Here is a 25,989-nt window from a genome sequence, read left to right as displayed (position 1 = left end):
CAACACCTCAACCCTCGGCGACAACCGTCCGGGTCAGGTCGACCACCTCATCGACTCGATGGTGCGGCGGCATCGAGGACCTCTCGTCGAAAAGTGTCCGCAACAGTGGCACCTCCGACAGTGGCCACTTGCAGGCCATCAACAGGTCGTGATCACCTGGATGGCGGTCCAGATGGTTCGTGACCTCGATGAAGCCGCCAAGGTAGATGTGGTCCTTGATGTAGCCGCCAGGCGCGGACGTGTCGAGCAGGCCCCGCTTCACACGGAGCGCGAGGTCGAAGGCCTCGTCGGCAGTGGTATGCGGAAGGACAGCGTCGAAAACGGCTCGAAAGCCTGCCCGCAGCGCCGTATCGCAGGCAATTACCCGTAGCGCGTACCGTCGCATGACATCGGGATCGATCATCCCCGCCTGCTGCTCGTGCCAGACCGCGAGACCCTCCTCGGTCCCCAGGTAGCCGGGGATTCCGTGCGCCAGCAGATGCAGTGGCTGCCGCATCCCGTTGGCCGTGCGCAGCACGTGGGTACCGACCTCGTGCACGATCAGTCGCCGTACCGTCGCGCCGGTGAAAGTGACGCCACGCTTGACTCGCACCTGACGCCGCCGGCCGACCACACTCATCCGCGCTGCCATGCGGTCACTGTGATCGATGGTCCACTCGTCCAGGCCCAGCTCGGCCAGGACCCGACCCATGGCGGCTGCCACCCGATCGGAGCTCCACGTCGCCTCGGTGTCAGCGGTCGGCGCCTGCTCTCCCAGGCGCCGGTGCGCGCCCGCCACCGCAGCGGTGGCAACCTCGCCGAACTGGCTCCGCGAGTAGCTCGTCATCGCCTCCGGGTCACGAGAATGCAGTGCCGCGAGCCCTGCCCGCGCGTATGCCAGCTCTCGGTCAAGGGCCTCTCGCCACGGCCCCGCCCCCGTCGACGCGGCCCGCGCCGCGTCGAGCGCGGCCGCGAGCTCGCCGGGAATCGGCGGGTATTCGAATCGTGGGTCCATGGCACGGCCGGCGTTGTGCGCGTCCAGAAACTCCATGCGCACCCGCGTCAGGTTGGTGGGCGTGATGTAGTGGGCGTAGCGAACAGGGTGAACGGCGTCGAGCACCACCCGGGTGGCGTGGTTGACAGCATCCAGGTCGACGCCCATTGTCTGATCCCTTCGCGGCATGACGGCTGCATGAGATGCTCTCACAGAGTCGAGCCGGACGGACGTTCGGCGACAGCAACCGGACGATCAGCCACGGTTGAGACATTGATGGGTCATTGCCGTCTCATGTCGCCGTCACAAGAATGCTGGGAATGGATGTGCCACAGCCACGTTCCACAAGTGACGGACCGGACGCCGACGTTTTTCCAATGGAGCGGCTGATACTGGCCGTCTGCACGAGCCGAACGCCCGCCGACGCGAGGTCGATCGCCGATAAAAGGGTCCGCGCGGATTTTCTGGAGCGGCTCGTCACCGGTCAGGTCAAGGGATTGGCCGGCGAGATCCGTACGATCCACCTCATCGGAGCGTCCATCGTCGGTGAGTTGGTCCTGACCGGCCTCGACATCGGCTATCCACTGACTTTCGACGGGTGCGATTTCGACCAGGCTCCCCGGCTCTGCGATGCCAACCTGCTGAGCCTGTCCCTCACTGAATCGACGATCCCCGGGCTCGACGCCACCGGCATGAGGGTCCGAGGCTCGGTCAGCATGCTTCGGGTCATCAGCACCGAGACCATCGATCTGCGCTACGCCCAGATCGACGGCGTGCTCCACTTCCGAGAGTGCGATCTCCGTAGCTCCTCACACGCGGTCCGCGCGAGCCAGATGGCCGTCGGAAGTAACGTGTCCTTCGCCAAGACGGTCGTCACCGGTCAGATTCGCATGATCGGCGCCCAGATCGGCGGGGCCGCCATCTTTCGCGGTGCGGAGCTGCACAATCCAGACAATGTGTGTCTGCAGGCCGAGCGTACGGAAATTGATGAGGGGCTCTGGTTTGACGCGGACGCCACACGACAGGCCGCCACCGTCGAGGGACGGATCATTCTCGACAACGCAAAGGTCGGTGGGTCCATCCTGTTGAGTGGCGTCGCACTGACCCGACCGCATCGGGGGTCGACGCGCAAGCGGCTGAAGGGCCGCCCCACCAGCCTGCAGGCGTACGGGCTCAAGGTGACCAGGGACATCAGGTGTGACCAGGCGTTTCGTTCGGACGGGGCGATCGGTCTGTGTTACGCCAGCGTCGAGGGGACGGTCTCGTTCGACACGGCGACGTTCGCTCCCGGTGCGGCTGACTCAGCGGCAGACCCGAGCCTTGTCGACCTGTCCGGGACGTCTGCCGGGATGGTCGACCTCGACTTCGCACAACCCCCGGCGACGCTCGACATGACGAACGTGTCTGCCCGGGTGGTGACGGACAACCCGAGCACCTGGCCCGCGGTCATCGTGCTCGACGGCTTCGCGTACGACCGGTTGAGCTCGCCCCAACCGGTCACCGTCCACGAGAGGATCAGGTGGCTCACCAGGGGCGACACCAGTTACCGCCCGCAGCCGTACGAACAACTGATCGCGGCGTACCGGCAAGCCGGCCAGGAGCACGAGGCACGCGTCGTCGGTTACCGGAAGCAACACGCCCGCGCGAAGGAGATCAGAGGGATCTCAAGGATATGGTCGGGGATCCTGTGGGCCACCGTGGGCTACGGCTATCGCACATGGCTCGCTTCGATCTGGCTGATCGGGCTGACGGCTCTGGGGTGGTCCATCTTCACGCCGATCGGTGACAGCGCCATCGCCGCCGTGGAGAAGCCGCCGCAGTTCCACTCACTCGTCTACTCGGTGGACCTCCTGATTCCGGTGGTGAGCCTCGGGCAGGACTCGACCTGGCGCTTCGACAGCGGCGCCCGATGGGTGGCCTGGGGCCTGATCCTGTCGGGATGGGTATTGACCACAGCCGTCGCGACCGCCATCGCGCGCGTCCTACGCCAGGGCTGACCCGGGGCGGGCTGGGCCCGCCGTTGACGGGCACGGCAGGGGTCGCGGACCGGACCGACGCGTCACACCGGGTCCAGCCGTCAGCGGCAGCCGATTCTGTCGGGGGGCACCGATAGCGTGTGGTCACTGTCGCCGCGCCGGCCGGATCGCGCCGCTCGCTGACCCTCGGAGGCCCCCCATGTCCCAGGAGACGACCTACCTCGAACTGTCCGAAGTGGACGGTGCGCACAAGTTCTACGAGGTCATCGTCGACAACGCCACGCTGACGGTGCGCTACGGCCGGATCGGCGACCAGGGGCAGGTGAAGGCCAGCGCCTATCCGGACAACGTCCGGGCCCGCGCCGCCGCGGCGAAGAAGATCGGGGAGAAGGTCCGCAAGGGCTACGCGCCGGCGGTCCCCGGCGTCCGCCAGAAGCGCACCGTGTCGCGGCGGCAGATCGTGAGCACCCGCTCCACCGCCCACACCGCCCCGGTGCTCTGGCGCTACGACTCCGGCGCCCCCGCCTTCGGCATCTTCGTCGACGGGCAGCACTGCATGGTCGGCAACGAGCACGGGGTCATCACCACGCTCGACCACGACGCTCAGGTGCGCAGCCAGGTCCGCCTGCCCGACGGGGTGAAGTGCATAGTCGCCGACGACGCCTGGATCTACGCCGGCTGCGACGACGGCAACGTCTACGACCTGTCCGGCAAGGTGCCCCGCGTGGCGTACGCGATCGCCCCGGAGATCGACATCTACTGGCTGGACATCCACGACGGCGTCCTCGGTGTCTCCGACGCCGACGGCGGGATCACCGCCGTCGACCACGAGGACGAGTTCCTGTGGCGTCGCCCCGGGCGGGGGCGTTCGGCCTGGATGGTGCGGTGCGACGACGACGCCATCTACCACGGCCACTCGCGGGGGGTGACCGGCTACGAGTGGCGGACCGGCAGCGAACTGTGGCACACCACTACCGGTTCAGTGCTCTTCGGCTGGCAGGAGCACGGCAGTGTGTTCGCCGGCACCAGCAACCGCGAGGTGGTCCGGCTGTCCAAGGAGGGTCGCCACGAACGCACCTACCTGTGCGACGCCCCGGTCTTCTCCTGTGCCACCGCCGAGGGCGGCGAGTACGTCTTCGCCGGTGACAGCCAGTCCTCGATCTACTGCTTCGACGCGGCGGGCACCCGGCTGTGGAAGCTCGGCACCGGCTGCGGCTCGGCGTACTCGATGCAGTACCACGACGACCGGCTCTACGTCGTCACCACCGGCGGCCACCTGGCCTGCATCGACGCGAGCGAGCCGGCGATCCGCGCGGCGCAGGCCGGGAACGTCCCTCAGGTACGCGACATCAAGGCCCCCCGCCAGGCACCCCAGCCGGTGCAGCCGACGATCGTCGAGGTGACCAGCGACTCGGGCGCGGGCGTGGTCGTGCAGTGCCTGGACGATCGGGGGCGGCTGCGGGTTCAGGTGCTCTCCGGCGGTTACCGGCGCGACTGGTCGGTGCAGTTCCCCAAGGGGATCCGCGAGCCGGGCGCCCGCTACCTGGTGACCGAGGTGCGCGAGTCCAGCCGCGGCGGTTACTACCGCGCGTACGGCGACATCCGCCGGCTGCGCTGAGCGGCGAGCGCTCCGCCCCCCTACCAAGGGGTCCCCGGTCGCGCCCGTCCGTGTCGTAGGGTGCCGCCATGGCGCACCCCGTCCGGGCCAACGGCGACGCCAGCAGGGCCTGGTGGGCTGCCCCGCCGGCACTGCGAGTCAGTCACCTGCCGGGCATCGACCCGGAGCTGCTACGGGTGGCACTCGACCCGCTGCCACCGGCAGCACCAGCGATCGTGCACTACCGGCCCACCGTGACGCGTCCTCTCGGTGACCTCGTGGACACAGTGCTCGACCAACTGGACACCGCTGCCCTCGCGATGTTCCCCCGCTGGCTGACGGGGGCCGACCAGTTCGACAGCCAGGGCACGCTCGGCGTGGCGGCGGTGCGGGCACTCGCGGCCCGTACCGCCGCCCGCTCCCGGCACTTCGGTCCGTTCCTGGCCGACCTCGCCGAGCGAGGGCTGCGCGACCCGCACCGCCCCGGCGGCCGGTCCCGCTTCGCTCCTGGAGTACGCGCCGCCGGGCTCGCCCGGGTGATCGCCGACGCCTACGACCGGGAGAACTGCGTACTCGTCGTGGCCCTGCCCGACCTGGACGCCGAAGCCGAGCGGACGCTGGTGGCCGCCGCCGAGTGGCTCGTGCGGTACGGCGGCTTCACCGTGTGGTTGGCCGGCGGCCCGCTGCGCCACGCCGACCGGGTGCGCTCGGTGTCACTGCCGGTGCCGGGTCGATTCGCCGAGCTGGCCAGCATGACCGAACGGATTCCGGCCCTCGCCGCCGAGCCGGAGCCGACGGTGCTGGCCTGGCCGCCGATCGCGGGCGTGCCCCGCTGTGACAGCGCCGCCGAACAGGCGTTGGAACGCGCGCTCGCGCCGCACGACTGGGCGCGGGGCCGGCGGTGGAACCAGACCTACGAGTGGCACGTCCTGGCCGCGGCGTACCGTCTGGATTTGTTTTGGCCCACGGAGGGTCTTGCGGTCGAGGTGGACGGCCCGGAGCATCGTGGGCGAATCGCTTTCGCCAACGATCGGCGGAGAGACGTACAGCTGCAACTCCTCGGGCTGGACGTGCTCCGCTTCACCAACGAGCAGGTGCTCACCGACGCGCCGGCGGTGGTCGACGGGATCCGTCGGCTGCTGGCCCGGCGACGCGCGGGCGGCACGCACCCCCACGGAGATGAGACATCATGACGAGCCCGGCGGACGTCCCGCGCCTGACGCCGAACCAGATCAACGCCCTCGTGGTGCTGATGGTCGAGGCACGCCGACTCACCAACGTCGAGCTGAAAGAGCTCGCCGGTTTCACGCTGACCGGCAAGGACAACACGAAGCTCGTCGACCTGGGCCTGGTGGACACCGATCGGACGCACCGGCCCTTCGCCCACGAGCTGACCGAGGAGGGTTGGCGGGTGGCGCGTCAGCTGCACACCGCCGCGCCGCCGAAGCAGGGTGGCTCGACGACCCGGTCCCTGTTCGTCGTCCTGTCCAACCTGCACCGTTCGCTGGACCGGCTCCGGGTCAGCCACGGCGATTTCTTCAAGCAGACCGAGGCAACGGCCGCCCCGGCGACCGGCGAGCCGCGACACGAAGCACCGGCACCCACTGTGACAGCGACGACGGCGCCGCCGGCATCGGCGGCATCGGCGGCATCGGTGTCCGCGGCGGACGTGGAGGCACTGGTTCGCTCGGCGTACCGGGATCTGGCCACCGCGCCGGGCGCCTGGGTCGGCCTCGCCGACGTCCGCGACCGGCTCGCCGACACCGACCGGGCCGCCCTCGACGCGGCGTTGCGGGCGATGGTCGGCCGGGAGGACGTCCGCATCATCCCGGTGGCGAACACCAAGTCACTGACCACACGGGACCGGGCCGCTGCCGTGCGCATCGGGAACGAGGACAACCACGCCCTGGCGATCGGCCCGGCATGATCTCGGACGACCAGCGGGCCGCGCTGGAAGCGGTCAGCCTCAACCCGGCGGTCACCCCGGACGACGTCTGGCGACCCAGCCCGCACAACGTGCCGGAGCTGCACGAGAAGGTGGCCGCGGAGATCCTGCGCGGGGTGGCACGGGCCCGTACCGACGACACGAGCATGCCGCTCGGCGTGGCCATGCAGGGCCGCGCGGGCGCCGGCAAGACGCACCTGCTCGGGGCGGTCCGCGAACGGATCCAGGGCGACGGCGGCTACTTCTTCCTTGTCGACATGGTCAGTGGCAAGACGTTCTGGGAGAGCGTGGCCCTGGCCCTGGTGGAGGGGATGGGCCGCCCCCACGTCGGCTGGGGCACTCAGTTGAAGACCTTCCTGCGTCGACTCACCCCCCAGCTCGGCCTGCCGGTGGAGGTCCGCGACGCGGTCGCCGGCGCCCGACCGGTGACCCGTGCGCAGCTCGACACCTTCATCTGGGCGCTGCGCGAGCGCGATCGGGAGGTCGGGCGGGACGCCCAGGACACCGCTCGGGCGCTCGTCCTGCACGGCGCCATCGATTTCGAGGCACAGGACGTCGGTTACGCCCACCTGATCTCCGAACCGGGCGACCCGGCCGCGCGGGCGGCGTGGGGTTTGAGCACCGCGATCCGCACCCCCCAGCAGGTCGTGCAGGACATCTCCCGGCTGATGGCCCTGACCCTGGATCCCACCGTCATCGCCGTGGACCAGCTCGACACGCTGTTCGCCCAGACCAGCACCTCATTGCTCAACCAGCATCAGGGTCTGGAGGACGGCCAGGCCAAGGTGCTCGGCCCGATCGCCGACGGCCTGCTCAAGCTCCGCGACATCACCCGCCGCACGCTGGTCGTCGTCTCGTGCCTGCCGGACACCTGGGTGCTGCTGACCCGCACCGCGCCCACCCCGGTCGCTGACCGCTTCCGTACAGCCGCCCTGCCGGACCGGATCCCCACTCCGGAGATCGGGCAGGCGATCGTGGCGAAGCGCCTCTCCGCCGCGTTCGCGGGGATGTTCTTCGGGCCACCGCACCCCACCTGGCCGATCGCCCCCGCCGCCTTCGCCGACGCGCCCACCCTGACGCCACGCGCCCTGCTCCGCCGGGTGGACCGCCACATCGCCTGGTGCCGTGATCGCGACGACGTGGTGGAGCTGGACCGGCTCATCGACGGCGCCGACTCGACGCCGCCGGTCAGCGCCGCCCGTGCCGCTGCCGCCGATCCGACGACCGACGAGCGCCGCCTGCACGAGTTGGACGTGCGGTTCGCCGAACTGGTCGAGGCCGCGGACGTGTCGGCCGCCGTCCACCCGACGGGCGAGGACGAGCACATGCCGCCGCTGCTCGCCGCCGGCCTGGCCGCCTGGATCGCCGAGCAGGCGCCGACCGGGGCCACCTACAAGTACGATCCGCCGCCCGGGCGCAAGCCCGCGCTGCACGGGCGGCTCATCGAGGTGCTCGACGAGGCCACCGAGAACGAGGCGCACTGGTGCTTCCGGGCCGTCGCGCACCCCAATGCCATCGCCGTCACCGCCCGGGTGAAGGCCGCCTGCACCCTCGCCGGGTTGGACCGGGACCTGCCACAGCGGCGGCTGATCCTGCTGCGCAACGGTCCGTGGCCGACCGGGAAGCGTACGACCGAGGTGTTGACCGGCTTCGACGCGGCCGGCGGCCTGCGGTGTGCCGTGCCGGAGGCGGACCTGCGGGTCTTCGCGGCGCTGCGGGTGATGGCGGCCGAACCGTCCACGGCCCTACAGGAGTGGCTGGTGGCCCGCCGTCCGGCCAGCGGCACCGAGCTGTTCCGCACGGTCCTGCCCGGGCCCGACGGGACGCGCGGCGGTGCCCAGCCGCCGACGCCCGACGACGACGAGCCACCGTCGGGTGGCCCCGAATCCGACCCGACGGACGCGCCGGCCGCCGACGTCCCCGCCGACGTGTCGACCGGTGCGGCGGCCGGGCCCGTGCCCGCTGACCAGGCCGACCCCGTGGTCGGCGGAGGCGGTCGGGCCGTCGGGCTGGGGCGGACCGTCGACGGCGGTCACCCGTTCACCGTTCCCCTGGAGTCGCTGCGCCGCCACGCGGTCGTGTTCGCCGGGTCCGGCTCGGGCAAGACCGTGCTGATCCGCCGGCTGGTCGAGGAGTGCGCCCGCGAGGGGGTCTCCGCGATCGTGCTCGACCCCAACAACGACCTGGCCCGGCTCGGCGACCCGTGGCCCGACCCGCCGGACGGCTGGGGCCCCGGCGACGCCGAACGCGCCGCCGACTACCTCGCACACACCGAGGTGGTGGTGTGGACGCCCCGGGTCACCGCCGGTCGGCCGCTGAGCTTCCAGCCGCTGCCCGACTTCACCTCCCTGCGGGACTGGCCCGACGAGTTCGACCAGGCCGTCCGCTCCGCCGTGGAGGCGCTCGCGCCACGGGCGGGGGTGGACCGCTCCAGCCGGCTCGCCCAGCAGGGCAAGGCCGTCCTCACCGAGGCCCTTCAGGCGTACGCGCGCAGCGGGATGGTGGGCCTGCCCGGCTTCACCGAGTTCCTCAGCGATCTGCCCGAGGGCGTCAGCCGGCTGGCCCGCGCCGGGAAGCTCGCCGAGGAGTTGGCCGAGGCGCTCAAGGCGGCGATGGTCACCGATCCGCTCTTCGGCGGGGTCGGCGCACCGGCCGACCCGGGGCTGCTGCTGACGCCGTCGGCGGGGCGACGGGCCCGGGTGTCGGTGATCAGCTTCGTCGGCCTCACCTCCGATCAGGAGCGGCAGAGCTTCGTCAACCAGTTGCAGATGGCGCTCTTCGCCTGGATCAAGCGGCACCCCGCCGGTGACCGACCGCTGGGCGGGCTGTTCGTGATGGACGAGGCGCAGACGCTCGCGCCGTCGACCGGCACCACTGCCTGCACCGCCAGCTCGATCGCGCTGGCCTCACAGGCCCGCAAGTACGGCCTCGGGCTGGTCTTCGCCACCCAGGCGCCCAAGGGCCTGCACAACCAGATCTCCGGCAACGCGACGACGCAGTTCTTCGGGCTGCTCAACGCGCCGGCGCAGATCGACGCGGCCCGGCAGCTCGCCGAGGCCAAGGGCGGGCGGCTGCCCGACATCGGCCTGCTCAACAGCGGTGAGTTCTACGCGGCCGGAGAGGGGTTCTCGTTCGTGAAGGTCCGTACCCCGCTGTGCCTGACGCACCACCCGAAGGCGCCGCTGACCCCTGAGGAGGTCGTCGCCCGCGCCAGACCGGCTGGGTAGCCTGGGGCCATGATCTTCATTACCGCCAAGTTCCGGGTCCTGGCCGAGCACGCCGACCGGTGGCCGCAGATCACCGCCGACTTCACCGAGGCAACCCGGGCGGAGCCGGGCTGCCTGTGGTTCGACTGGTCCCGCAGCGTCGACGATCCCACCGAGTACGTGCTGGTCGAGGCGTTCCGCGACGACCAGGCCGGCGGGGCCCACGTCCAGTCAACGCATTTCCGCACGGCCCAGGAGACCCTGCCGCCGTACCTGGCCCAGACGCCGCGGATCGTGAACGCCACGGTGCCGCAGGAGGACTGGTCGCTGCTCGGCGAGATGGCCGTGCCCGAGGGGCGCTGACCGCCACCGGCCCGCGGTACGCGACCGTCGTCAGCGCAGCCGGTCCGCGACCCGCCGTCAGCGCAGCTGGCGGGCGGTGAATCGGGCCGGCGGGTCGGCGATCACGTCCTGCGCCGCGATCAGCTGGATCTCCCGGGTGCCCGCCGCGAGAGTGGCCTCGAGCACGGCGTAGACGGAGGCGATGGTGCGCTCCAGCGCGGTCGCGGGTGAGCCAGTCGTCCACAGGTGGGCGAGGTACAGCGCCGCCGTGACGTCGCCCCCACCGTTCGGGTTGATCGGCAGCAGCGGCGTGGTCACCGCCCAGGCGCCCTCGTCGGAGACCGCCACCACCTCCAGCGAGTCCGCCGGCAGGTCACCGTGGAGCACGCTGGTCACCAGGACGTGCCGTGGCCCTGTCGCGCGCACCACGTCGACAGCGTCGAGCACCTCCGCCAGCGAATTCGTTGTGCGACCGGCGAGGAAGTCCAACTCGAAGTGGTTCGGCGTGATGATGTCCGCACGGGGAACGACGGTGTCCCGTAGGTATTCCGGAATCCCCGGCCGGACGAACATGCCCCGCCCGGCGTCGCCCATCACCGGGTCGCAGCAGTACACAGCGGCCGGGTTTGTCGCCTTCACCGTCGCTACGGCGTCCAGGATCACCGCGCCCATGGCCGGGTCACCCTGGTAGCCGGAGAGCACCGCGTCGGCGCTGCCAAGGACCCCGCGATCCTCGATGCCCGCGATCACCTCCGCCACGTCCGCCGCCGGGAGCATCGGTCCCCGCCATGCGCCGTACCCGGTGTGGTTGGAGAAGTGCACGGTCACTACCGGCCAGACCTCGTGCCCGAGGCGTTGCAGCGGAAAGGCCGCCGCCGAGTTGCCGACGTGACCGTAGGCGACCGACGACTGGATGGACAGGATCTTCACCGGCCCATCATCGCCGCTGCGGCCGGAGGCGCACTGACGGCCCGCCGTTTCTGTCGGGTGGCCCACTCGCCGCTCACTCGACGGGACGGCACGAACGGGCGACCCGGACCGTGTCGTCCGGGCCGCCCGAGCGGTGGCAGGGCGACCAACACGCTGACTGGCCGTCCCGTCGTACGGTCAGCCGCCGAGGCTCGCCGCGGCCGAGGCGATCGACGAGGCGAAGTAGCTCACCTGGGTGTAGACACCCGGGTAGTTGGGCCGGGCGCAGCCGTTTCCCCAGCTGACGATGCCGACCTGGATCCAGGCGTTGGAGGCATCGCGGCGGAACATCGGGCCGCCCGAGTCACCCTGGCAGGTGTCGGTGCCGCCGCTGGCGTAGCCGGCGCAGATCTCCTGGGCGGGGATGAGATCCCCGCCGTAGTTGGCGTTGCAGGTGGAGTCGCTGACGAACGGCACTGTCGCCTTGAGCAGGTACCGCTGCTGGCCGCCGCCCTCGCGTGCGGCGCCCCAACCGGCCACGGTGAAGGTGCCGCTGTCGTACGCGGTGGTGCTCGCGATCGGCAGCGTGCTCAGCCCGGTGACGGGACTGGCCAGCCGGATCAGCGCCCAGTCGCGGCCGGCGCCGTTGTAGCCGGGGGCGCGGTAGACGTAGTTGGACCGGACGGTGATCCGGCTGGACGACTGGAGGTCGACAGTTCCGAGCGTGGCGGTGATGCTGGTGTTGGTGCCGGTCGCGCCCACGCAGTGCGCCGCGGTGAGCACCAGCCGGGCGCTGTACAGCGCCCCGCCGCAGCCCATCGAGAGACGGACCATGAACGGGAACTCGCCCTGAGCGGCGCGGGTGCCGCCGACGACGTTCGGCGTCACGGGGCTGTCGGCCGCGGCGGCCGGCGCGGTGAGGGTGAGGCTGGCCGCGGTCACCGCGGCCAACGCGGTGGCCAACAGGCCAGTGAGGGTACGCCAGCGAACCATGCATTCCTCCGCATCGGGATGGCACGCCTCGTGAGCGCACCGCAGTCGAGATAGCGGTCATCATATTGAGGTTTATGGATCTAGCGGGTCATCCTCTCTGGGTCGTATCACCGGCGGTATGGATCACGCGGCGCGGGGCTTGTCGGCGACCGGTGGTCAGGCGTCCGGTGTGCCGGTGCTCTCGCGGCGGAGAAGTCGGAACGGTGTCTGCACGGTCAGCGGGCCCGCGACCTCCGCGCCCTCGATGCGGGCGACGAGGCGGCGCACCGCGAGACGGCCGATCTCCCTCTTGTCCGGGGCGATCGTGGTGAGGGTCGGCGCGGTGAACCGCCCCTCCTCGATGTCGTCGATCCCGACCACAGCGACGTCCTCGGGCACCCGGTGACCGGCCTCGGCCAGCGCCCGCAGCGCGCCGATGGCGACCAGGTCGTTGTAGCCGAACACCGCGTCCGGCGGGTCACCGAGGGCGAGCAGGTCACGCATGGCGCGCATGCCGTCGAGCCGACCGAACGCGTCGGTGCCGGCGACCAACCGTGGTCGGTACGGCAGGCCGGCGGCCACCAGGGCCTCCCGGTATCCCCGGACCCGCAGGTGGGCCGACTGCCGGTCACCGCCCGGGGTGGCGCCGATGAAGGCTATCCGGCGGCGGCCGATGGCCACGAGATGCCGGATCGCCGCGTGGCTGGCGGCGACGTTGTCGATGGCGATGTGGTCGTGTGGCACGTCGTAGACGCCCTCGCCGATCAGCACGAGTGGGCTGTCGGCCGTCCGAGCCAGCACCTCCTCCCGGCCGATGCGCACCGGGCTGAGGATCAGGCCGTCGATGATGCGCTGCCGCGAGCCGTCGAGGAGTGCCAGCTCCGCCTCCCGGTCCGCTGCGGTGTTCTCCATGACGAGCGTGTATCCGAGCGCGGCGGCCTCGGAGATGGCGATCTCGGCGAGTTCGGCGAAGTACGGGTTGGTCAGTTCCGGGACGGCCAGGGCGATCAGGCCGGTACGGCCCCGACGGAGGTGCCGGGCGCCGAGGTTGGGGCTGTAGCCGAGTTCGTCGATCGCCTGCTGCACCCGCTGCCGGGTCCGCTCCCCCACCGGCCGGTACCCGTTCACCACATTCGAGACCGTGGCCAGGGAGACACCGGCGCGCTGGGCGATGTCCTTCAGGTTGACGCCCATCCCCGACCTTTCGCGAATTCGACGGGCGGGCCGACCGGACATTGATGAACAAGCATTGACGGGAGGGTCGGCGCGGCTCTATAACGTTATACAGGTGATGATGGATGTCAATATGCCGGCCACCGTTGGCGCGTGGAGATCCCACCGACATCCGTCGCTGACGCCCGTCCCCCGTCAATGACCACCCGATGCCCACCACCCACGCGCTTCGGGCCTGGCTGCACCGCCCGCGGCGACTCGTCCCCCGGAGACGGCATGACACGTCACGTCCCCATCCGCCCCGCCCTCCCACTGCTGCTCGCCATCGCCCTGGTCGCCGGCGTTCTCGCCGCGCCCGCCTCGTCGGCGTACGCCGCACCGGCCAAGACACCGCCGCTCACCACCCCCTGGACCAGCCAGGCGCTGGTCGGCACACCACTGCCCGAGTACCCGCGGCCCCAGATGACGCGGCCGGACTGGCTCAACCTCAACGGCGAGTGGCAGCTGCGCCAGTCGACGACCGACGACGCCCCGCAGTTCGGCACCAACCTGCCCGAGCGGGTCAACGTGCCCTTCCCGGTGGAGAGCGCCCTGTCCGGCATCCAGCGGGCCGCCAACGACAACCGCAACTACCTGTTCTACCGACGCACCGTCACCGTCCCGGCGAACTGGTCGGGCCGGCGCACCCTGCTGCACTTCGGCGCAGTCGACTGGCAGAGCACCGTCTGGGTCAACGGTGTGCGGGTCGGCGCGCACACCGGCGGCTACGACGCCTTCACCTTCGACGTGACGCCCCAGCTCACCACCGGGACGAACGAGATCGTGGTCAAGGTCTGGGATCCCACCGACACCCGGCAGAACGGCAGCCTGCCCGCCATCGGCAAGCAGACCAAGACACCTGGCGGGATCTTCTACACCCCCAGCTCCGGCATCTGGCAGACGGTCTGGATGGAGCCGGTGCCCGCCGCCTCGATCAGCAGCGTCGACGTCTACCCGAACCTGAGCAACAACACACTGCGGGTCCGGGTCTTCACCCGGGGCGACGTGAGCGGGCACAGTGTGCTCGCCGAGGCGTTGAACGGCGCGACGGCGGTCGGCTCGGCCACCGGCGGCTTCACCGACTTCAGCGTGCCGGTGCCCAACGCCCGCCGCTGGTCACCCGACGACCCGTTCCTCTACAACCTCCGCGTGAGCCTGCGCGGCGCCGGCGGCGCCACAGTGGACCGGACAACGCACTACTTCGGCATGCGGGAGATCACCACCGGCCTGGTCAACGGGGTGTTGCGCCCCAAGCTCAACGGCCAGTTCGTGTTCCAGGTCGGCACCCTCGACCAGGGCTACTGGCCGGACGGGCTCCACACCGCGCCGACCGACGCCGCCCTCGCCTTCGACCTGCAGAAGCACAAGGACCTGGGCTTCAACATGGTGCGCAAGCACATCAAGGTCGAGCCGCAACGCTGGTTCTACCACGCCGACCGGCTCGGCCTGCTGGTCTGGCAGGACATCCCGTCGCTGACCGCCCAGAACGTCGACCCCACCGACGCCCAGCAGGCGCAGTTCGAGGCCGAGGCACGCGAGATCGTCGACGAGCACCGCAGCTCACCGGCCGTGATCGCGTACACGCCCTACAACGAGGGCTGGGGCGAGCGGTCCCTCGCCGACACCAGGCGGGTCGCGCAGAACCTCAAGAACCAGGACCCGACACGTCTGGTCAACCCGCACAGCGGCCACAACTGCTGCCAGTCCCTCGGCAACCCCGGCAACGGCGACATCGACGACTGGCACGTCTACCTCGGCCCGGATTCCCCCGTACCGTCGAGCAGCCGGATCGCGGTGCTCGGTGAGTTCGGCGGCCTGGGGCTGCACACGCCGGGCCACGAGTACAGCCCGAGCGGCAGCTTCTTCGCGTACGAGTGGCAGTCCAGTTCGAGCGCCCTCACCGACCGGTACGTGGGGCTGGTGCAGGGCACCCAGAACCTGATGCTCGGCAAGGGGCTCAGCGCCTCGATCTACACCGAGATCACCGACCTGGAGGGTGAGCTGAACGGCTTCGTCACCTACGACCGACATGTGATCAAAATGGACCAGGCGCGGGTACGCGCCGCCAACACCGCCCTGATCAACGCCTCGAAGACCATCGGCAGTTCGACACCCGTCGCCCTGCCGACCAACACCCGCCGGTCGTTGCAGGTGACCACGCCCGGCTTCACCAACCGTTACCTACGCCACCAGGACAGCCTGGCCTACACGGAGGTGGTCGACGCCGCGAGTTCCAGCCTGCTCAAGGCCGACGCCACGTACACCATCCGGCCCGGTCTGGCCGGTGCCGGTTGCTACTCGTTCGAGTCGGTCAACTTTCCTGGGCAGTACCTGCGTCACCAGAACTCCCGGGTCCGCAACTCGCCGGACGACGGCTCCGCGCTGCTGCGCGCCGACGCCACCTGGTGCGCCCGTACCGGGCTGACCGGCACCGGCGTGTCGCTGGAGTCGTACAACTTCCGAGGTAGGTACCTGCGGCACTACAACGCGGAGGTCTGGCTCAGCAACGGCGCTGGCGGCGATGCGTACAACACGCCGACGTCGTGGACCGCCGACAGCACCTGGACCATCGCCGCCCCGTGGACGCCCTGACCGCTGCGCCCTGACCGGGCCGTTCCGAGAAGAAGTAGGCGCGGGGGTTCCGGCGTGGGCCGGAACCCCCGCGACGCGTGGACGGTGTCGCGGGGTCGGCTCCGCCCGCCCGGGGCTCGGTCCTCTCGTCAGCGCCGACGCCTTCCGTCGCGGTCGGTGACCGGACTCCGGCGTCACTCGTCGTCCCGGAGGTCGTTTCCCCGGTCATGAGCGAAAGCGGCGAGTCGATTGCACGGTTCGGCAGGGCCGGCTTCAGGGCAAGGACCTCGCCGCAACTTGCACATGGCCAGATTCGCTCCGCTGTTGCAACACGCAATCATGCCGGCCAATAAATAGACAAGAACCAATCTTGACTTGTACGGCCGGCCAGCGCACCGTAAAGAGCCAGAGGCAGATGCACGCCATTATCGGCCCGGCTGGAGTGGATCGCCAAATGGGGGCGCTGCCGGTTTCGCGCCGCGTGCATCAGGAGGCTTTCCATGCGGTTGAATCCGTTCAGCGGTGTTTATCTCACCGATCCGGCAAGCATGTGGCGGCGCATTCTCGATGATCCCGACGGGGTGCACTACGCCGAGGATCTGGGCCTGTGGTTGATCAGCAGGCACGCGGACGTCCGGCGGGCCCTCGCTGACGCCACGACATTCGCCAACGCCCTCACCCTCGCCCCGGTCTACGAGGTGTGTCCACCGGCGCTGAACGTCATCATGCAGATCGACGCGCCACCCACGACGGCGGCCGCGGACCCACCGGCGCACCCACGTACCCGGCGGGCCCTACGGGCGACCTTCGCGAACACCGCCGAGCGGGTCGAGGCCGAGTACGGGGCGATCATCCGACGCCGGGTCGACCAGTTGGTGTCCCGTCTCGCCGCCCGACAGGGCGATCAGGTCGACCTGATCCCGGAGTTCGCGACCGAACTTCCCCTGCTGGTGGTCCTGGACATTCTCGGGGTGCCCGACGCCGACATCGGGCGGATCCGGAGTTGGGCGGACGGGCAGATAGCCCTCATCTGGGGGCAGCCGGACCCGGCCGAGCAGGTACGCCTGGCCCAGGGCCTGCTGGAGTTCTGGCACTACTGCGAGGACCTGGTCCGCCAGCGGATGGACAGTGGACACCGGGGCGAGGACTTCATCAGCCGTGCCCTGGACTACCGGGACGACGACGACAGCGTGCTGACGGTGCCCGAGGTGGCGAGCCTCGCCTTCAATCTCCTGGTCGCGGGTCACGAGACCACGGCCGGGTTGCTCGCGCACGCCCTCGACCAGGCCCTGTCCGCTCCCCAGCGCTGGTCGGCGATCACCGCGGACCCGGGGCTCGTCCCCGCCTTCGTGGGCGAGACGCTCCGGTTCTCGCCCGCCATCGACGGCTGGCTGCGGGTGACCACCCGGGATGTCACGGTGGGTGCGGTGACGATCCCCGCCGGGGCGCGTTGCCTGCTGTTGATCGGAGCGGCGAACCGGGACCCGGCGGCGTTCCACGACCCGGACCGGTTCGACCCACACCGGGCCGATGTGGGCAATCACCTGTCGTTCGGCCACGGTCCACATTTCTGCATCGGTGCGGGATTGGCGCGACTTGAAGCCGCAATCGCCCTCAGCCGGCTCACCGAAGCCATTCCCGGGTTGAGATTGTCACCGGAGCAACATCGCACGTACAAACCCAATGTCGCGTTCCGCGCGCACCGCACACTGCTCGCGATAATCGACGGTCCGGCAGCCGCGGACGTGCCGGCGGCACGGGATGGCGCGACAGCCGAAGTGCACGCCGCCTGAGCGGGCACTGGCGCCAGCGGCGCTGACCTGCGGACGAGCCGAGGGTGGGGTGGGCCGGCGTCGACCGTTGCACCCGGGCACGTCGGTGCCGGCACCGGGTCGAGGGTGCACCTTTCCCACCTTTCCCGACGATCCATACCGGTGAACGTCTTCACACCCATCGCTTCCTGGGTTAAGAATTGCCCTCTGTGAATGTTCGGCTCATCGGTCAATCTCGATCTGGCGTCCGCTGCTGAATATCCGTTCCACGAAGGTGAGCGCATGGAGCACACGTCCCCGTCGAGCTCGGCTCACTCTGCGGCCAGTCAGCGGTTCCGACGGGAGTTGCGCGACTGCCGCGTCCAACAGGGCCTGACCCAACGAGCCCTTGCGGACCTGGTGCGGTTCAGCCGCGAGACGGTCGCGGCGGTCGAGTCAGGTCGCCGGTTCGGCAGCCACGAGTTCGCACTGCGCTGCGATGACGTGCTCGACACCGGCGGCCGGCTGGCCGCACTGTGGCCGCAGGTCGCGGCCGAGCAGTTGGCGGCCGACGGTCGCCGAGGCCCTCGCGCGCCGGAGCCGCCTCGACTGGATCGGCAGGTGCCGCGTCAGCGTGGGCGGCGTGACGCGCGCGACCCGGGCGCCGTGGTGGACGCCATCGACGAGTTGCGGGAGCTGATCGGCCAGGTGCTCAACGGCCAACCCGAACCGGATGAACCGGAGCGACGGCACCCGTCGGCCGAACCCCTCGACAACCAGCGCTGACCCGACGAATCCGCCCCGACCTCGCGGCGTCACCGGCCGCTGACGTTGGGTACAGATGCTGGTACGGGCAGTTTGTACCACGGCCAGGTCTGGTCTACGAGCGCGGCTTCCGGCCGAATGGGACTTGCATTCGGCAACGTGCGTATAGACCGTCATCGACGAGTCGTGGGAGTCAATCTTGGCGTCGAGCACCCGGTCCCACGCGGCCAGACCCTACCCGACCCGCCGACGCGGTTGGAAGATAGCCGGCCGGATGCGCCTCATCGTCGCGGCCCCGCTCGTCGCCGTGATCGGCTTCGCCGGTCTCGCACTGACCGAGAGCGCACGCCAGACGGCTCGCGCCAGCGACCTGCAGATCCTGGCGCGGGTCGGTGCCGAGGCCGGCGACCTGGCCTACCGCCTGCAACGCGAACGCATCGCCGCCGCCGACCTGCTCACCTATGCCCGGCCCGAGCAGCAGGACGCCTTCGGCGTGGAGATGGCCGCCACCGATGGCGCCGTCGCCCGCTACCGCGGGCAGCGTGACCGACTGTCCACCGACAACGGCACCAGCTCGGCTCTCCTGCGGCGCATCGATGCCGCTCTGGACGGCCTCGCCCCGCTGCGTACCCAGGTGCGCACCGCCACGCACGCGTCGGTGTCGGCGATGACCTTCAGCTACCGCATCGCGATCGCCGACCTCATCAGCTTCCGGGAAAACGTCTCACACGGCGTGGTGGACGCCCCACTCGCCGACGGGATCCGGGCCTCGGCGGCGCTGTCGAAGACGGCCGAGGCCATCGGTCAGCAACAGGTCGCCGTGCTGCGTGCCGTAGCGGGCGGGGAACTGACCCCTGCCATGCAGCAGGACATCACTGCCGCCCGCACCAGCTACACCGAATCGAGCCTGTCGTTCCTGGCCCTGGCCCCACCCGAGTGGAGCAACTGGTGGGAGCAGGCCGGCACCGGCAAGGAGGCGCTGGCCCTGCAACGGATGCAGGACGAGGTGTCCCGGGCCCAGCCGGGGTCGCAGCTGAAACTCGAGACCGACGCCTGGGTGTCCACCACCCAGACGCGCGCCGCCCGGCTGGCCGACCTGCGCGCCCGGGTCGACGGGGCGGTCCGCGACGACGTTCGGACCGCGCACGCCGACCAGCGCCGCCGGGCCGTGGCCGAGGCGGCCAGCGTCCTCCTGGCCCTGATCCTGACCGCGTTGGTGACCTGGGCCGTCGCACGGCAGATCACCCGACGGCTGCGCCGGTTGCGGGACGCTGCCAACGCCGTCGCCTTCGAACAGCTCCCCGCCGTGGTGGCCCAGCTCCAACAGCCCGGCAGCGCCGCCGTCGACCCACAGAAGCTGGCCAACCAGCAGTCCAGTGCCGCCCTCGAACCGTCCAGCGACGACGAGATCGGCGAACTGGGTCAGGCGTTCACCGCTGTGCACCAGGCCGCCGTGCGGACCGCCGCCGAGCAGGCCGTCATGCGCGCCAACACCGCCGACATCTTCATCCACCTCAGCCGCCGCGAACAGCGACTGGTCGACGCCGTCCTGGCCCAGGTCGACCTGGTCGAGCGGGACGAGACCGACCCCGACCGGCTCGACCAGCTGTACACACTGGACAACCTGGCGACCCGGATGGGCCGGATCAACGCCAGCCTGCTGGTGCTCGGCGGCGTCGGCGTGGGTCGCGTACGCCAGCGCGACGTTCCGCTGCAACAGGTGCTCCAGGCGGCGCTGTCCCAGATCGAGCACTACGCGCGGGTCCGGCTCGGCATGATCGACGGGGACGTCGCGGTGGCTGCCAAGACCGTCGACGAGGTCGTGCACCTGCTCGCCGAACTCATGGACAACGCAACGACGTACTCGCCGCCGGGCAGCGAGACCTGGGTGAGCGGCCGGAGCCTGGGAGACCGTGTCATCGTCCAGATCAGCGACGAGGGTGTGGGGCTGTCCACGCAAAGGATGCAGCAGCTCAACGAGCTGCTGGCCCGCCCACCGGCCATCGACGTGGCCGCCGTACGAGCGATGGGGCTGGTCGTCGTGGGCCAGCTCGCGGCCCGGCTGGGCGCCACCGTCCAACTGCGACGCGGCCCCCGACGCGGCATCCTCGCCGAGGCGACACTGCCCGCGGCGATCATCCGGTCGCTGCCACCGGAGGAGTACCTGCTCGCACCCGGCCGGTTGTCGCGGCGGGCGGCGCGGACGCCCAGCCCTCCGCCGCCGTACCAGCCGCGCCCCGAACCCACGGCCGGACGCCCTCCGACCGAACGGACACTGCCGGCCGCGCCGGTCTTCCGACCGGCTCCCCCACCCCCGGACCGGGGTGACGCGCCCACCGAGGAGCTGCTCATCTTCGAACAGGTCAACCACTGGTTCCAGAACGACGTCGTCGACGGCCAGGACGGCCAGAACGGCCAGCAGTGGTCCAGCCCCGCCGACGACGCCTGGCGTACGGCCGCCCAGGCGCACACCCCCGAGGTCGCCACGACCACCAACTCCGGCCTGCCCAAACGACAGCCGCAACGGCACCTCGTGCCCGGCGGCGTGACGGTGCCCCAGCAGCAGCAACGGTCCGAGTACCGCGACCCGGCGCAGGTGGCAACGGCGATGGCCGCGTACGCGCGGGGCGTGGCGAACCGACGGCGCACCCCGATCAACCTCGGTAACAAATGACGCGACAGGAGAGCACGTGACCGACCAACAGGATCTCGGCTGGCTGCTGGACAACTTCGCGGCCCGCGCGACCGAGGTCAGCCACGCGATCGCCATTTCCAGCGACGGCCTGATGGTGGCCGCCACCCGCGACCTGCCACCGGACCGGGCCGACCAGTTGGCCGCCACGGGTAGCGGGCTGGTCAGCCTGCTGCGGGGGGCCGCGGCCTTCTTCGACGCCGGCGCGGTGATCTCCAACGTCACCCAGCTCGAGGGCGGGTTCATGTTCTCCATGGCCTTCAACGACGGCGCCTCGCTGCTGGTGCTCGCCGCGCCCGAGTGCGACGTGGGCAAGGTCTCCTACGAGATGACCGAGCTGGCCAACCGCATCGGGGACGCGCTGACCCCCGCTGCCCGAGCGGCGCTCGCCCGCAGCCGCTGACCACCCCGGCGCCCCCACGCCGGAGACCCCTTCCCCTTCCTCTGGAGTTAGACATGCCTCTCACCACGCCTTGGCGCAGCCGTGCCCTCACCGCCGCGCTGCTCGCCGCCGTGCTGACCACCAGCACGGCCTGCGGCGACGACGCACCGGGCACGAGCGCCGGCGGCTCGATAAAGATCGGCCTGCTCGCGTCACTGTCCGGGACGTACCAGGCTGTCGGTACGGAGATCCGCGACGGCTTCCAGCTCTACCTGGACACCCACGACGGAAAGTTGGGCGGCCGGCAGGTCGACCTCATCGTCGCGGACGAGGGCAACGGCGCCCAGACCGCTGTCCCGGCGGCGACCAAGCTGCTCAAGCAGGACCGGGTGTCCGCGCTCACCGGCATCGTCGGTGGCGGCTCGGTCGCCGGAGTCACCCCCGTGCTCAACGAGACCAAGGTGCCACTGGTCGGCTCCAACGGCCGGCCGGAGCTCAAGGACGTCTCCCGGGTCTGGCACACCTCGTACCTCTCCGACGAGCCCGGGGCGGCGATCGCCCAGCACGTCCGTGACAACGTGAAGGGCTCCGTGTACGCGATCGGCCCGGACTACCAGGGCGGTTGGGACGAGCTGCGCGGCTTCACCGACGCGTTCGGCAAGATCGGCGGGAAGCTCGCGAACGACGACGGCAAGACGACCTTCACGCCGTTCCCGGCAACCACCAACTTCCTCCCGTACTTCGCCCGCATCAAGGCCTCCGGCGCGGCCGCCGTCTACACCTTCTACGCCGGCAGCGCCGCCGTCGACTTCGTGAAGCAGTACGCCCAGTCCGAGATCAAGGACATCCCGTTGTACGCGGCCGGGTTCCTCACCGAGGGCGGTGTGCTCAACGCGCAGGGCGAGGCCGCCCGGGACATCTACTCGGTGCTCAACTACTCGCCCGACCTCGACAACGCGGAGAACCGCGCCTTCGTCGCCGCGTGGAAGGCGAAGCACGACGGTTCGCCGACCACCTACGCGCTCGCCTCGTACGACGCGGCGGCGGTGCTGGACCGGGCGATCGGCGCCGCCGGAAGCAACCCGACCCCCGAGGCCATCAACACCGCCATCGGCCAACTCGGCCAGATCGCCAGCCCGCGCGGCACCTGGCAGTTCTCCACCACCACGCACTCCCCCGTGCAGAAGTGGTACCTGCGGCAGGTCCGCCAGGACGGCCGGGCACTGTCCAACACCGTCGTGGGCGACCTCGCGACCGTCGGCCGGTGATAGCGGTGGCGGCCGGCACGAACCGGATCGACCCGTACCTGATCCCGGCGTTGGACGGAGTCGCCTACGGGCTGCTCGTCTTCGTCGCCGCGTCGGGCCTGGTCTTCTGTTTCGGCGTCGCCAACATCCTCAACCTGGCGCACGGCCTGCTCTACGCGATCGGCGGGTACACCGCCGCGGCGCTGCTCGACGGCGGCTGGGCGAGCCTGGCGTTGGCCCTCGCCGTCGGTGTGCTGGCCGCCGCCGCGACGGGGGTGCTCCTGGCCGGCCTGCTCACACCGGTCGCCACCGGCAATCACCTGAGCCAGGCGCTGCTGACGTTCGGGGTGGCGCTGGCCGGCGGCAGCCTGCTCGTCGCCGGCTTCGGGCCCGACAACCCTCAGGTCCGAGTGCCCGCAGCCCTGGAGGGGTCGGTGATGGTCGCCGGTCACCGCTACGCCGCGTACCGGTTGGTCTTCATCGTCGTCGCGGCGGTGCTCGCCGGCGCCCTCTACCTGGTGGTGCGACACACCAGGGCCGGGATGCTGGTCCGGGCGGCCGTCGACGACCCGGAGATGGTCGCCTGTCTGGGAGTGAGTCCGGCATGGATCCGGGCCGGTGTGCTCGCCGCCGCCGGTGCGCTGGCCGGTGCGGCCGGTGTCCTGGGCGCGCCCATCATCGGCCCCGGCACGGGCACCGCCGACACGGTGCTGCTGCTCTCCCTGGTGGTGGTCGTCCTCGGTGGTCTCGGGTCGATGGCGGGCACCCTGCTGGCCGCGCTCGCGATCGGCGAGATCCAGACGCTGGGGGTGGCGCTGCTGCCCTCCGCCGCGCCGTTCCTGCTGTTCGCCGCCATGGCGGCAGTGCTGGCCGTGCGGGCGCGTGGCCTGGCCGGCAGGTGGAGGGCGGCATGAGGGGCGAGGTGATCCGGCGATTTCGGGGCGGCATCGCGGCGCTGGTCCTGGTCGGCCTGGTCGTGGCGCCCTGGGTGGTCGACGACTACACAACGGCGATCCTGGCCCGGACGCTGGCGCTGGCACTGGTCGGAGTGAGCGTGGCGCTGCTCACCGGCGTCGCCGGCATGCCCACCCTCGGCCAGACCGCACCGTACGCGGCCGGCGCCTACGCCTGCGCCGTGGTCGGCAGCCGAGTCTCCGACATCGGCGTCGTGCAGCTCGTCGTCGCTGCGGCAGCCGGGGCGCTGCTGGCCGCGCTCACCGTGCCGCTCGTCGTGCACGCCCGAGGGGTGATCGTCCTGATGATCACCCTGGCCATCGGTGAACTCGTCGTCATCGTCCTCGGGCGGTGGCGGTCGGTGACCGGTGGCACGGACGGGCTGGCCGGCATCCCGGCGGTCCGCCCGTTCTGGGGGCTCCCGGCCCTGGCCAGCGATCAGGCCCGTTACCTGTACGCCCTGGTCGTCGTGGCCACGCTGGTCGGCGCGGTGCTGGTGCTGCTGCGTACCCGGGCCGGGCTGGTGCTGCGTGCCGGCCGCGACGACGAGACGCGGCTGCGGGCCAGCGGACACCGGGTGGCGTTGCACCTGTCCGGCGCGCACATCGCCGCCGGGGCGATCGCCGGTGCCGCCGGCTCGCTGCTGGTCGTCGCCCAGCAGTACATCTCCCCCGCCGACTTCGGTTTCGACACGTCCGCGCTGCTGCTGCTCGGCGTCGTCATCGGAGGCACCGCCTCGGTGGGTGGCGCCCTGGTGGGTGCGGCGTTGGTCATCGCCGTCCGGGACTGGCTGTTCGGGGTGCTGCCCGGCCACGCGCCACTGGTGCTGGGCGCGCTGTTCGTGGCGACTGTCTACCTGTTGCCCACCGGCGTCAACCGGGCCCGGGGTCGGCTCCGCCTCCCGGGCGTCCCGGCGCGACAGCCGGAGCAGCCAGCCGCCCATGACCAGGCCAGCGTTGCGGAGCTGCACCGATGACCGGCCTGCTGGAAGCCCAGGGGATCAGCGTGCGGTACGGCTCGCTCGCCGCACTCGACGGCGTGGACCTGCGCATCCACGACGGCCAGCGGCACGCGCTGATCGGCCCGAACGGGGCCGGCAAGACGACACTGCTCAACGTGCTCGGCGGGTCCACCAAGCCGCAACGCGGCACGGTGCGGTTCGACGGACGGGACGTCGGTCGGCTCGGCCCGCCAGCCCGGGCCCGGCGGGGCATCAACCGCATCCACCAACGACCCGCGGTCTTTCCGACGCTCACCGCGACGGAGAACGTCGTGGTGGCCGCCCTGCCACGGGTCATCCCCGGCCGCCGGTGGTGGCCGGGCGGACGCCGCCGCGCCGCACAGCGCCTGGCCGGCCCGCTGCTGGACCAGATGGGGCTCACCGCCGTCGCGGCGGTGCCCGCCGGGCACCTCGCACACGGGCAACGCCGCCAGTTGGAGATCGCGATGGCCCTGGCCGGCCGCCCTCGCCTGCTGCTCCTCGACGAACCGGCGGCCGGGCTGTCCGCCATCGAGGTCGGCCGGCTGGTCGAGGTGCTCCAGGCGCTGCCCAGGGCGGTCGCCGTGTTGCTTGTCGAACACCGACTGGACCTGGTGTACGCCCTCTCCGACACGGTCACGGTGCTGCGCGACGGTCAGACGCTGGCCGCCGGCACACCGGACGAGATCCGTACCTCGCCGCTGGTGCGGCAGGCCTACGCCGACGGGGTGGCCTGATGCTCACTGTGGATCGTCTTTGCGCCGGCTACGGCGGGGGCATCGTCCTGCACGAGGTCAGCCTGCGGGTACGCCCGGGCAGCATCCAGGCCGTGGTGGGTCGCAACGGGGCGGGCAAGAGCACGCTCGTGCACACCATCGCCGGGCTGGTGCGGGCGACCAGCGGTCGCATCGAGATCGGCGGCGTGCACGTCGCCGGCCGACAACCGCATCGCATCGCCCAGTCCGGCGTCGGTCTCGTCCCGCAGGGCCGACGGGTCTTCTCCCGGTTGACAGTGGCCGAGCATCTGCACCTGGCGGCCGCGCCGTGGCGGGCCCCCACCTCCGGCGGCGAGGGCTGGACGGTCGCCCGGACCCTGGAACTGCTGCCGAGGCTGGCGGTGCGGCTGCGACACCGCGGCTGCGAACTCTCCGGCGGCGAGCAGCAGATGCTGGCGATAGCCCGTGCGCTGCTCGGCCAACCTCGGGTGCTGCTGCTCGACGAACCATGTGAGGGGCTCTCGCCCGATCTGGCCGCACGGGTTCGTGAACTCGTCAACGGTCTCGCCGCCGACGGCCTGACCGTGCTGCTCGTGGAGCAGCAACTCCAACACGCCATCGAGCTCGCGGACCGGGTGGCGGTGCTGGAGTACGGCCGAGTGGTCTACGACCGGCCGACCGCGGAGGCCCGCCGCGATCCGGCCCCACTGGTGGCGATGTTGAGCGTTGCCGCCGTTGCGCCGCCCCCGGCCAACCGATCGACCCCTCGGCTCTGGGCCGACACCCCGTAGTCACCCGAC

20 protein-coding genes are annotated in these 25,989 nt (G+C 70.9%); 16 read left to right on the top strand and 4 right to left on the bottom strand.

The window, feature by feature from the left end:
- Positions 1-7: 7 nt before the first annotated feature.
- The gene (locus AB0C19_RS16905; protein WP_357185738.1) at positions 8-1,141 is read right to left on the bottom strand and encodes a tyrosine/phenylalanine carboxypeptidase domain-containing protein; all 1,134 of its coding nucleotides are present in this window, start codon (positions 1,139-1,141) and stop codon (positions 8-10) included.
- A 209-nt stretch (positions 1,142-1,350) separates the two neighbouring features.
- Here AB0C19_RS16905 and AB0C19_RS16900 point away from each other — a divergent pair, with 209 nt between their 5' ends.
- The 6 genes from AB0C19_RS16900 to AB0C19_RS16875 all read left to right on the top strand — a co-directional run bounded on the left by AB0C19_RS16900 (position 1,351) and on the right by AB0C19_RS16875 (position 10,060).
- The gene (locus AB0C19_RS16900; protein ID WP_357185736.1) at positions 1,351-2,970 is read left to right on the top strand and encodes a hypothetical protein; all 1,620 of its coding nucleotides are present in this window, start codon (positions 1,351-1,353) and stop codon (positions 2,968-2,970) included.
- 178 nt (positions 2,971-3,148) lie between these two features.
- A complete protein-coding gene (locus AB0C19_RS16895) occupies positions 3,149-4,567 on the top strand; it encodes a PQQ-binding-like beta-propeller repeat protein (protein ID WP_357185734.1) in 1,419 nt (472 codons plus the stop codon).
- A gap of 68 nt (positions 4,568-4,635) precedes the next feature.
- Entirely contained in the window at positions 4,636-5,739 is a 1,104-nt protein-coding gene (locus tag AB0C19_RS16890) for a DUF559 domain-containing protein (protein ID WP_357185731.1), read from the top strand.
- The gene (locus AB0C19_RS16885; protein ID WP_357185728.1) at positions 5,736-6,473 is read left to right on the top strand and encodes a hypothetical protein; all 738 of its coding nucleotides are present in this window, start codon (positions 5,736-5,738) and stop codon (positions 6,471-6,473) included. Before AB0C19_RS16890 ends, AB0C19_RS16885 begins: the two co-directional genes overlap by 4 nt.
- Positions 6,470-9,718, top strand: coding sequence for an ATP-binding protein (locus AB0C19_RS16880; protein ID WP_357185725.1), 3,249 nt, complete (start codon positions 6,470-6,472; stop codon positions 9,716-9,718). Before AB0C19_RS16885 ends, AB0C19_RS16880 begins: the two co-directional genes overlap by 4 nt.
- A 9-nt stretch (positions 9,719-9,727) precedes the next feature.
- Positions 9,728-10,060, top strand: a complete 333-nt coding sequence (locus AB0C19_RS16875; RefSeq protein WP_357185722.1) for a putative quinol monooxygenase — start codon at positions 9,728-9,730, stop codon at positions 10,058-10,060.
- Between the two features lie 57 nt (positions 10,061-10,117).
- On the opposite strand, the gene pdxY is transcribed toward AB0C19_RS16875, so the two are convergent.
- The 3 genes from pdxY to AB0C19_RS16860 all read right to left on the bottom strand — a co-directional run bounded on the left by pdxY (position 10,118) and on the right by AB0C19_RS16860 (position 13,114).
- Positions 10,118-10,969, bottom strand: coding sequence for a pyridoxal kinase PdxY (gene pdxY / locus AB0C19_RS16870; RefSeq protein WP_357185719.1), 852 nt, complete (start codon positions 10,967-10,969; stop codon positions 10,118-10,120).
- A gap of 177 nt (positions 10,970-11,146) precedes the next feature.
- Positions 11,147-11,941, bottom strand: coding sequence for a serine protease (locus AB0C19_RS16865; protein ID WP_238678438.1), 795 nt, complete (start codon positions 11,939-11,941; stop codon positions 11,147-11,149).
- 156 nt (positions 11,942-12,097) lie between these two features.
- Positions 12,098-13,114, bottom strand: coding sequence for a LacI family DNA-binding transcriptional regulator (locus tag AB0C19_RS16860; RefSeq protein ID WP_357185716.1), 1,017 nt, complete (start codon positions 13,112-13,114; stop codon positions 12,098-12,100).
- Positions 13,115-13,369: 255 nt separating this feature from the next.
- Between AB0C19_RS16860 and AB0C19_RS16855 the strand changes: the two genes are divergently transcribed.
- From AB0C19_RS16855 to AB0C19_RS16810, 10 genes are all read left to right on the top strand, one after another.
- Positions 13,370-15,724, top strand: a complete 2,355-nt coding sequence (locus tag AB0C19_RS16855) for an AbfB domain-containing protein (protein WP_357185713.1) — start codon at positions 13,370-13,372, stop codon at positions 15,722-15,724.
- A 479-nt stretch (positions 15,725-16,203) separates the two neighbouring features.
- Positions 16,204-17,496: a cytochrome P450 gene (locus AB0C19_RS16850; protein ID WP_357185710.1), complete on the top strand. Its 1,293-nt coding sequence runs from the start codon at positions 16,204-16,206 to the stop codon at positions 17,494-17,496.
- Between the two features lie 261 nt (positions 17,497-17,757).
- Entirely contained in the window at positions 17,758-18,240 is a 483-nt protein-coding gene (locus AB0C19_RS16845) for a helix-turn-helix transcriptional regulator (RefSeq protein WP_357185707.1), read from the top strand.
- A gap of 253 nt (positions 18,241-18,493) precedes the next feature.
- Positions 18,494-20,893 carry a nitrate- and nitrite sensing domain-containing protein gene (locus tag AB0C19_RS16840; protein WP_357185704.1) on the top strand — a complete coding sequence of 800 codons (2,400 nt, stop codon included), beginning with the start codon at positions 18,494-18,496 and terminating at the stop codon, positions 20,891-20,893.
- 16 nt (positions 20,894-20,909) lie between these two features.
- A complete protein-coding gene (locus AB0C19_RS16835; RefSeq protein ID WP_030490280.1) occupies positions 20,910-21,314 on the top strand; it encodes a roadblock/LC7 domain-containing protein in 405 nt (134 codons plus the stop codon).
- Between the two features lie 53 nt (positions 21,315-21,367).
- Positions 21,368-22,561: an ABC transporter substrate-binding protein gene (locus AB0C19_RS16830; RefSeq protein WP_357185700.1), complete on the top strand. Its 1,194-nt coding sequence runs from the start codon at positions 21,368-21,370 to the stop codon at positions 22,559-22,561.
- Positions 22,558-23,454, top strand: a complete 897-nt coding sequence (locus tag AB0C19_RS16825; protein WP_357185697.1) for a branched-chain amino acid ABC transporter permease — start codon at positions 22,558-22,560, stop codon at positions 23,452-23,454. Before AB0C19_RS16830 ends, AB0C19_RS16825 begins: the two co-directional genes overlap by 4 nt.
- On the top strand, positions 23,451-24,470 hold the full coding sequence (locus AB0C19_RS16820) for a branched-chain amino acid ABC transporter permease (protein WP_357185694.1): 1,020 nt from the start codon (positions 23,451-23,453) through the stop codon (positions 24,468-24,470). The genes AB0C19_RS16825 and AB0C19_RS16820 overlap by 4 nt, the downstream gene beginning before the upstream one ends.
- Positions 24,467-25,210, top strand: a complete 744-nt coding sequence (locus AB0C19_RS16815; protein ID WP_357185690.1) for an ABC transporter ATP-binding protein — start codon at positions 24,467-24,469, stop codon at positions 25,208-25,210. Before AB0C19_RS16820 ends, AB0C19_RS16815 begins: the two co-directional genes overlap by 4 nt.
- Positions 25,210-25,980 (top strand): ABC transporter ATP-binding protein, encoded by a 771-nt coding sequence (locus AB0C19_RS16810; protein WP_357185686.1) that lies wholly within the window; start codon positions 25,210-25,212, stop codon positions 25,978-25,980. The genes AB0C19_RS16815 and AB0C19_RS16810 overlap by 1 nt, the downstream gene beginning before the upstream one ends.
- The last annotated feature ends 9 nt before the right edge of the window (positions 25,981-25,989 follow it).

Origin of the sequence: Micromonospora sp. NPDC048842 (assembly GCF_040649935.1) — a bacterium.
Taxonomy (GTDB): Bacteria; Actinomycetota; Actinomycetes; order Mycobacteriales; family Micromonosporaceae; genus Micromonospora; species Micromonospora hortensis.
This window is presented reverse-complemented; position numbering and strand designations above follow the sequence as displayed.

Coding starts and splice junctions, on each gene's coding strand:
- AB0C19_RS16875 (WP_357185722.1), top strand. CDS start 9,728: ATGATCTTCATTACCGCCAAGTTCCGGGTCCTGGCCGAGCACGCCGAC.
- AB0C19_RS16885 (WP_357185728.1), top strand. CDS start 5,736: ATGACGAGCCCGGCGGACGTCCCGCGCCTGACGCCGAACCAGATCAAC.
- AB0C19_RS16815 (WP_357185690.1), top strand. CDS start 24,467: ATGACCGGCCTGCTGGAAGCCCAGGGGATCAGCGTGCGGTACGGCTCG.
- AB0C19_RS16890 (WP_357185731.1), top strand. CDS start 4,636: ATGGCGCACCCCGTCCGGGCCAACGGCGACGCCAGCAGGGCCTGGTGG.
- AB0C19_RS16845 (WP_357185707.1), top strand. CDS start 17,758: ATGGAGCACACGTCCCCGTCGAGCTCGGCTCACTCTGCGGCCAGTCAG.
- AB0C19_RS16830 (WP_357185700.1), top strand. CDS start 21,368: ATGCCTCTCACCACGCCTTGGCGCAGCCGTGCCCTCACCGCCGCGCTG.
- AB0C19_RS16880 (WP_357185725.1), top strand. CDS start 6,470: ATGATCTCGGACGACCAGCGGGCCGCGCTGGAAGCGGTCAGCCTCAAC.
- AB0C19_RS16895 (WP_357185734.1), top strand. CDS start 3,149: ATGTCCCAGGAGACGACCTACCTCGAACTGTCCGAAGTGGACGGTGCG.
- AB0C19_RS16810 (WP_357185686.1), top strand. CDS start 25,210: ATGCTCACTGTGGATCGTCTTTGCGCCGGCTACGGCGGGGGCATCGTC.
- AB0C19_RS16855 (WP_357185713.1), top strand. CDS start 13,370: ATGACACGTCACGTCCCCATCCGCCCCGCCCTCCCACTGCTGCTCGCC.
- AB0C19_RS16840 (WP_357185704.1), top strand. CDS start 18,494: ATGCGCCTCATCGTCGCGGCCCCGCTCGTCGCCGTGATCGGCTTCGCC.
- AB0C19_RS16900 (WP_357185736.1), top strand. CDS start 1,351: ATGGAGCGGCTGATACTGGCCGTCTGCACGAGCCGAACGCCCGCCGAC.
- AB0C19_RS16820 (WP_357185694.1), top strand. CDS start 23,451: ATGAGGGGCGAGGTGATCCGGCGATTTCGGGGCGGCATCGCGGCGCTG.
- AB0C19_RS16850 (WP_357185710.1), top strand. CDS start 16,204: ATGCGGTTGAATCCGTTCAGCGGTGTTTATCTCACCGATCCGGCAAGC.
- AB0C19_RS16860 (WP_357185716.1), bottom strand. CDS start 13,114: ATGGGCGTCAACCTGAAGGACATCGCCCAGCGCGCCGGTGTCTCCCTG.
- AB0C19_RS16905 (WP_357185738.1), bottom strand. CDS start 1,141: ATGGGCGTCGACCTGGATGCTGTCAACCACGCCACCCGGGTGGTGCTC.
- AB0C19_RS16865 (WP_238678438.1), bottom strand. CDS start 11,941: ATGGTTCGCTGGCGTACCCTCACTGGCCTGTTGGCCACCGCGTTGGCC.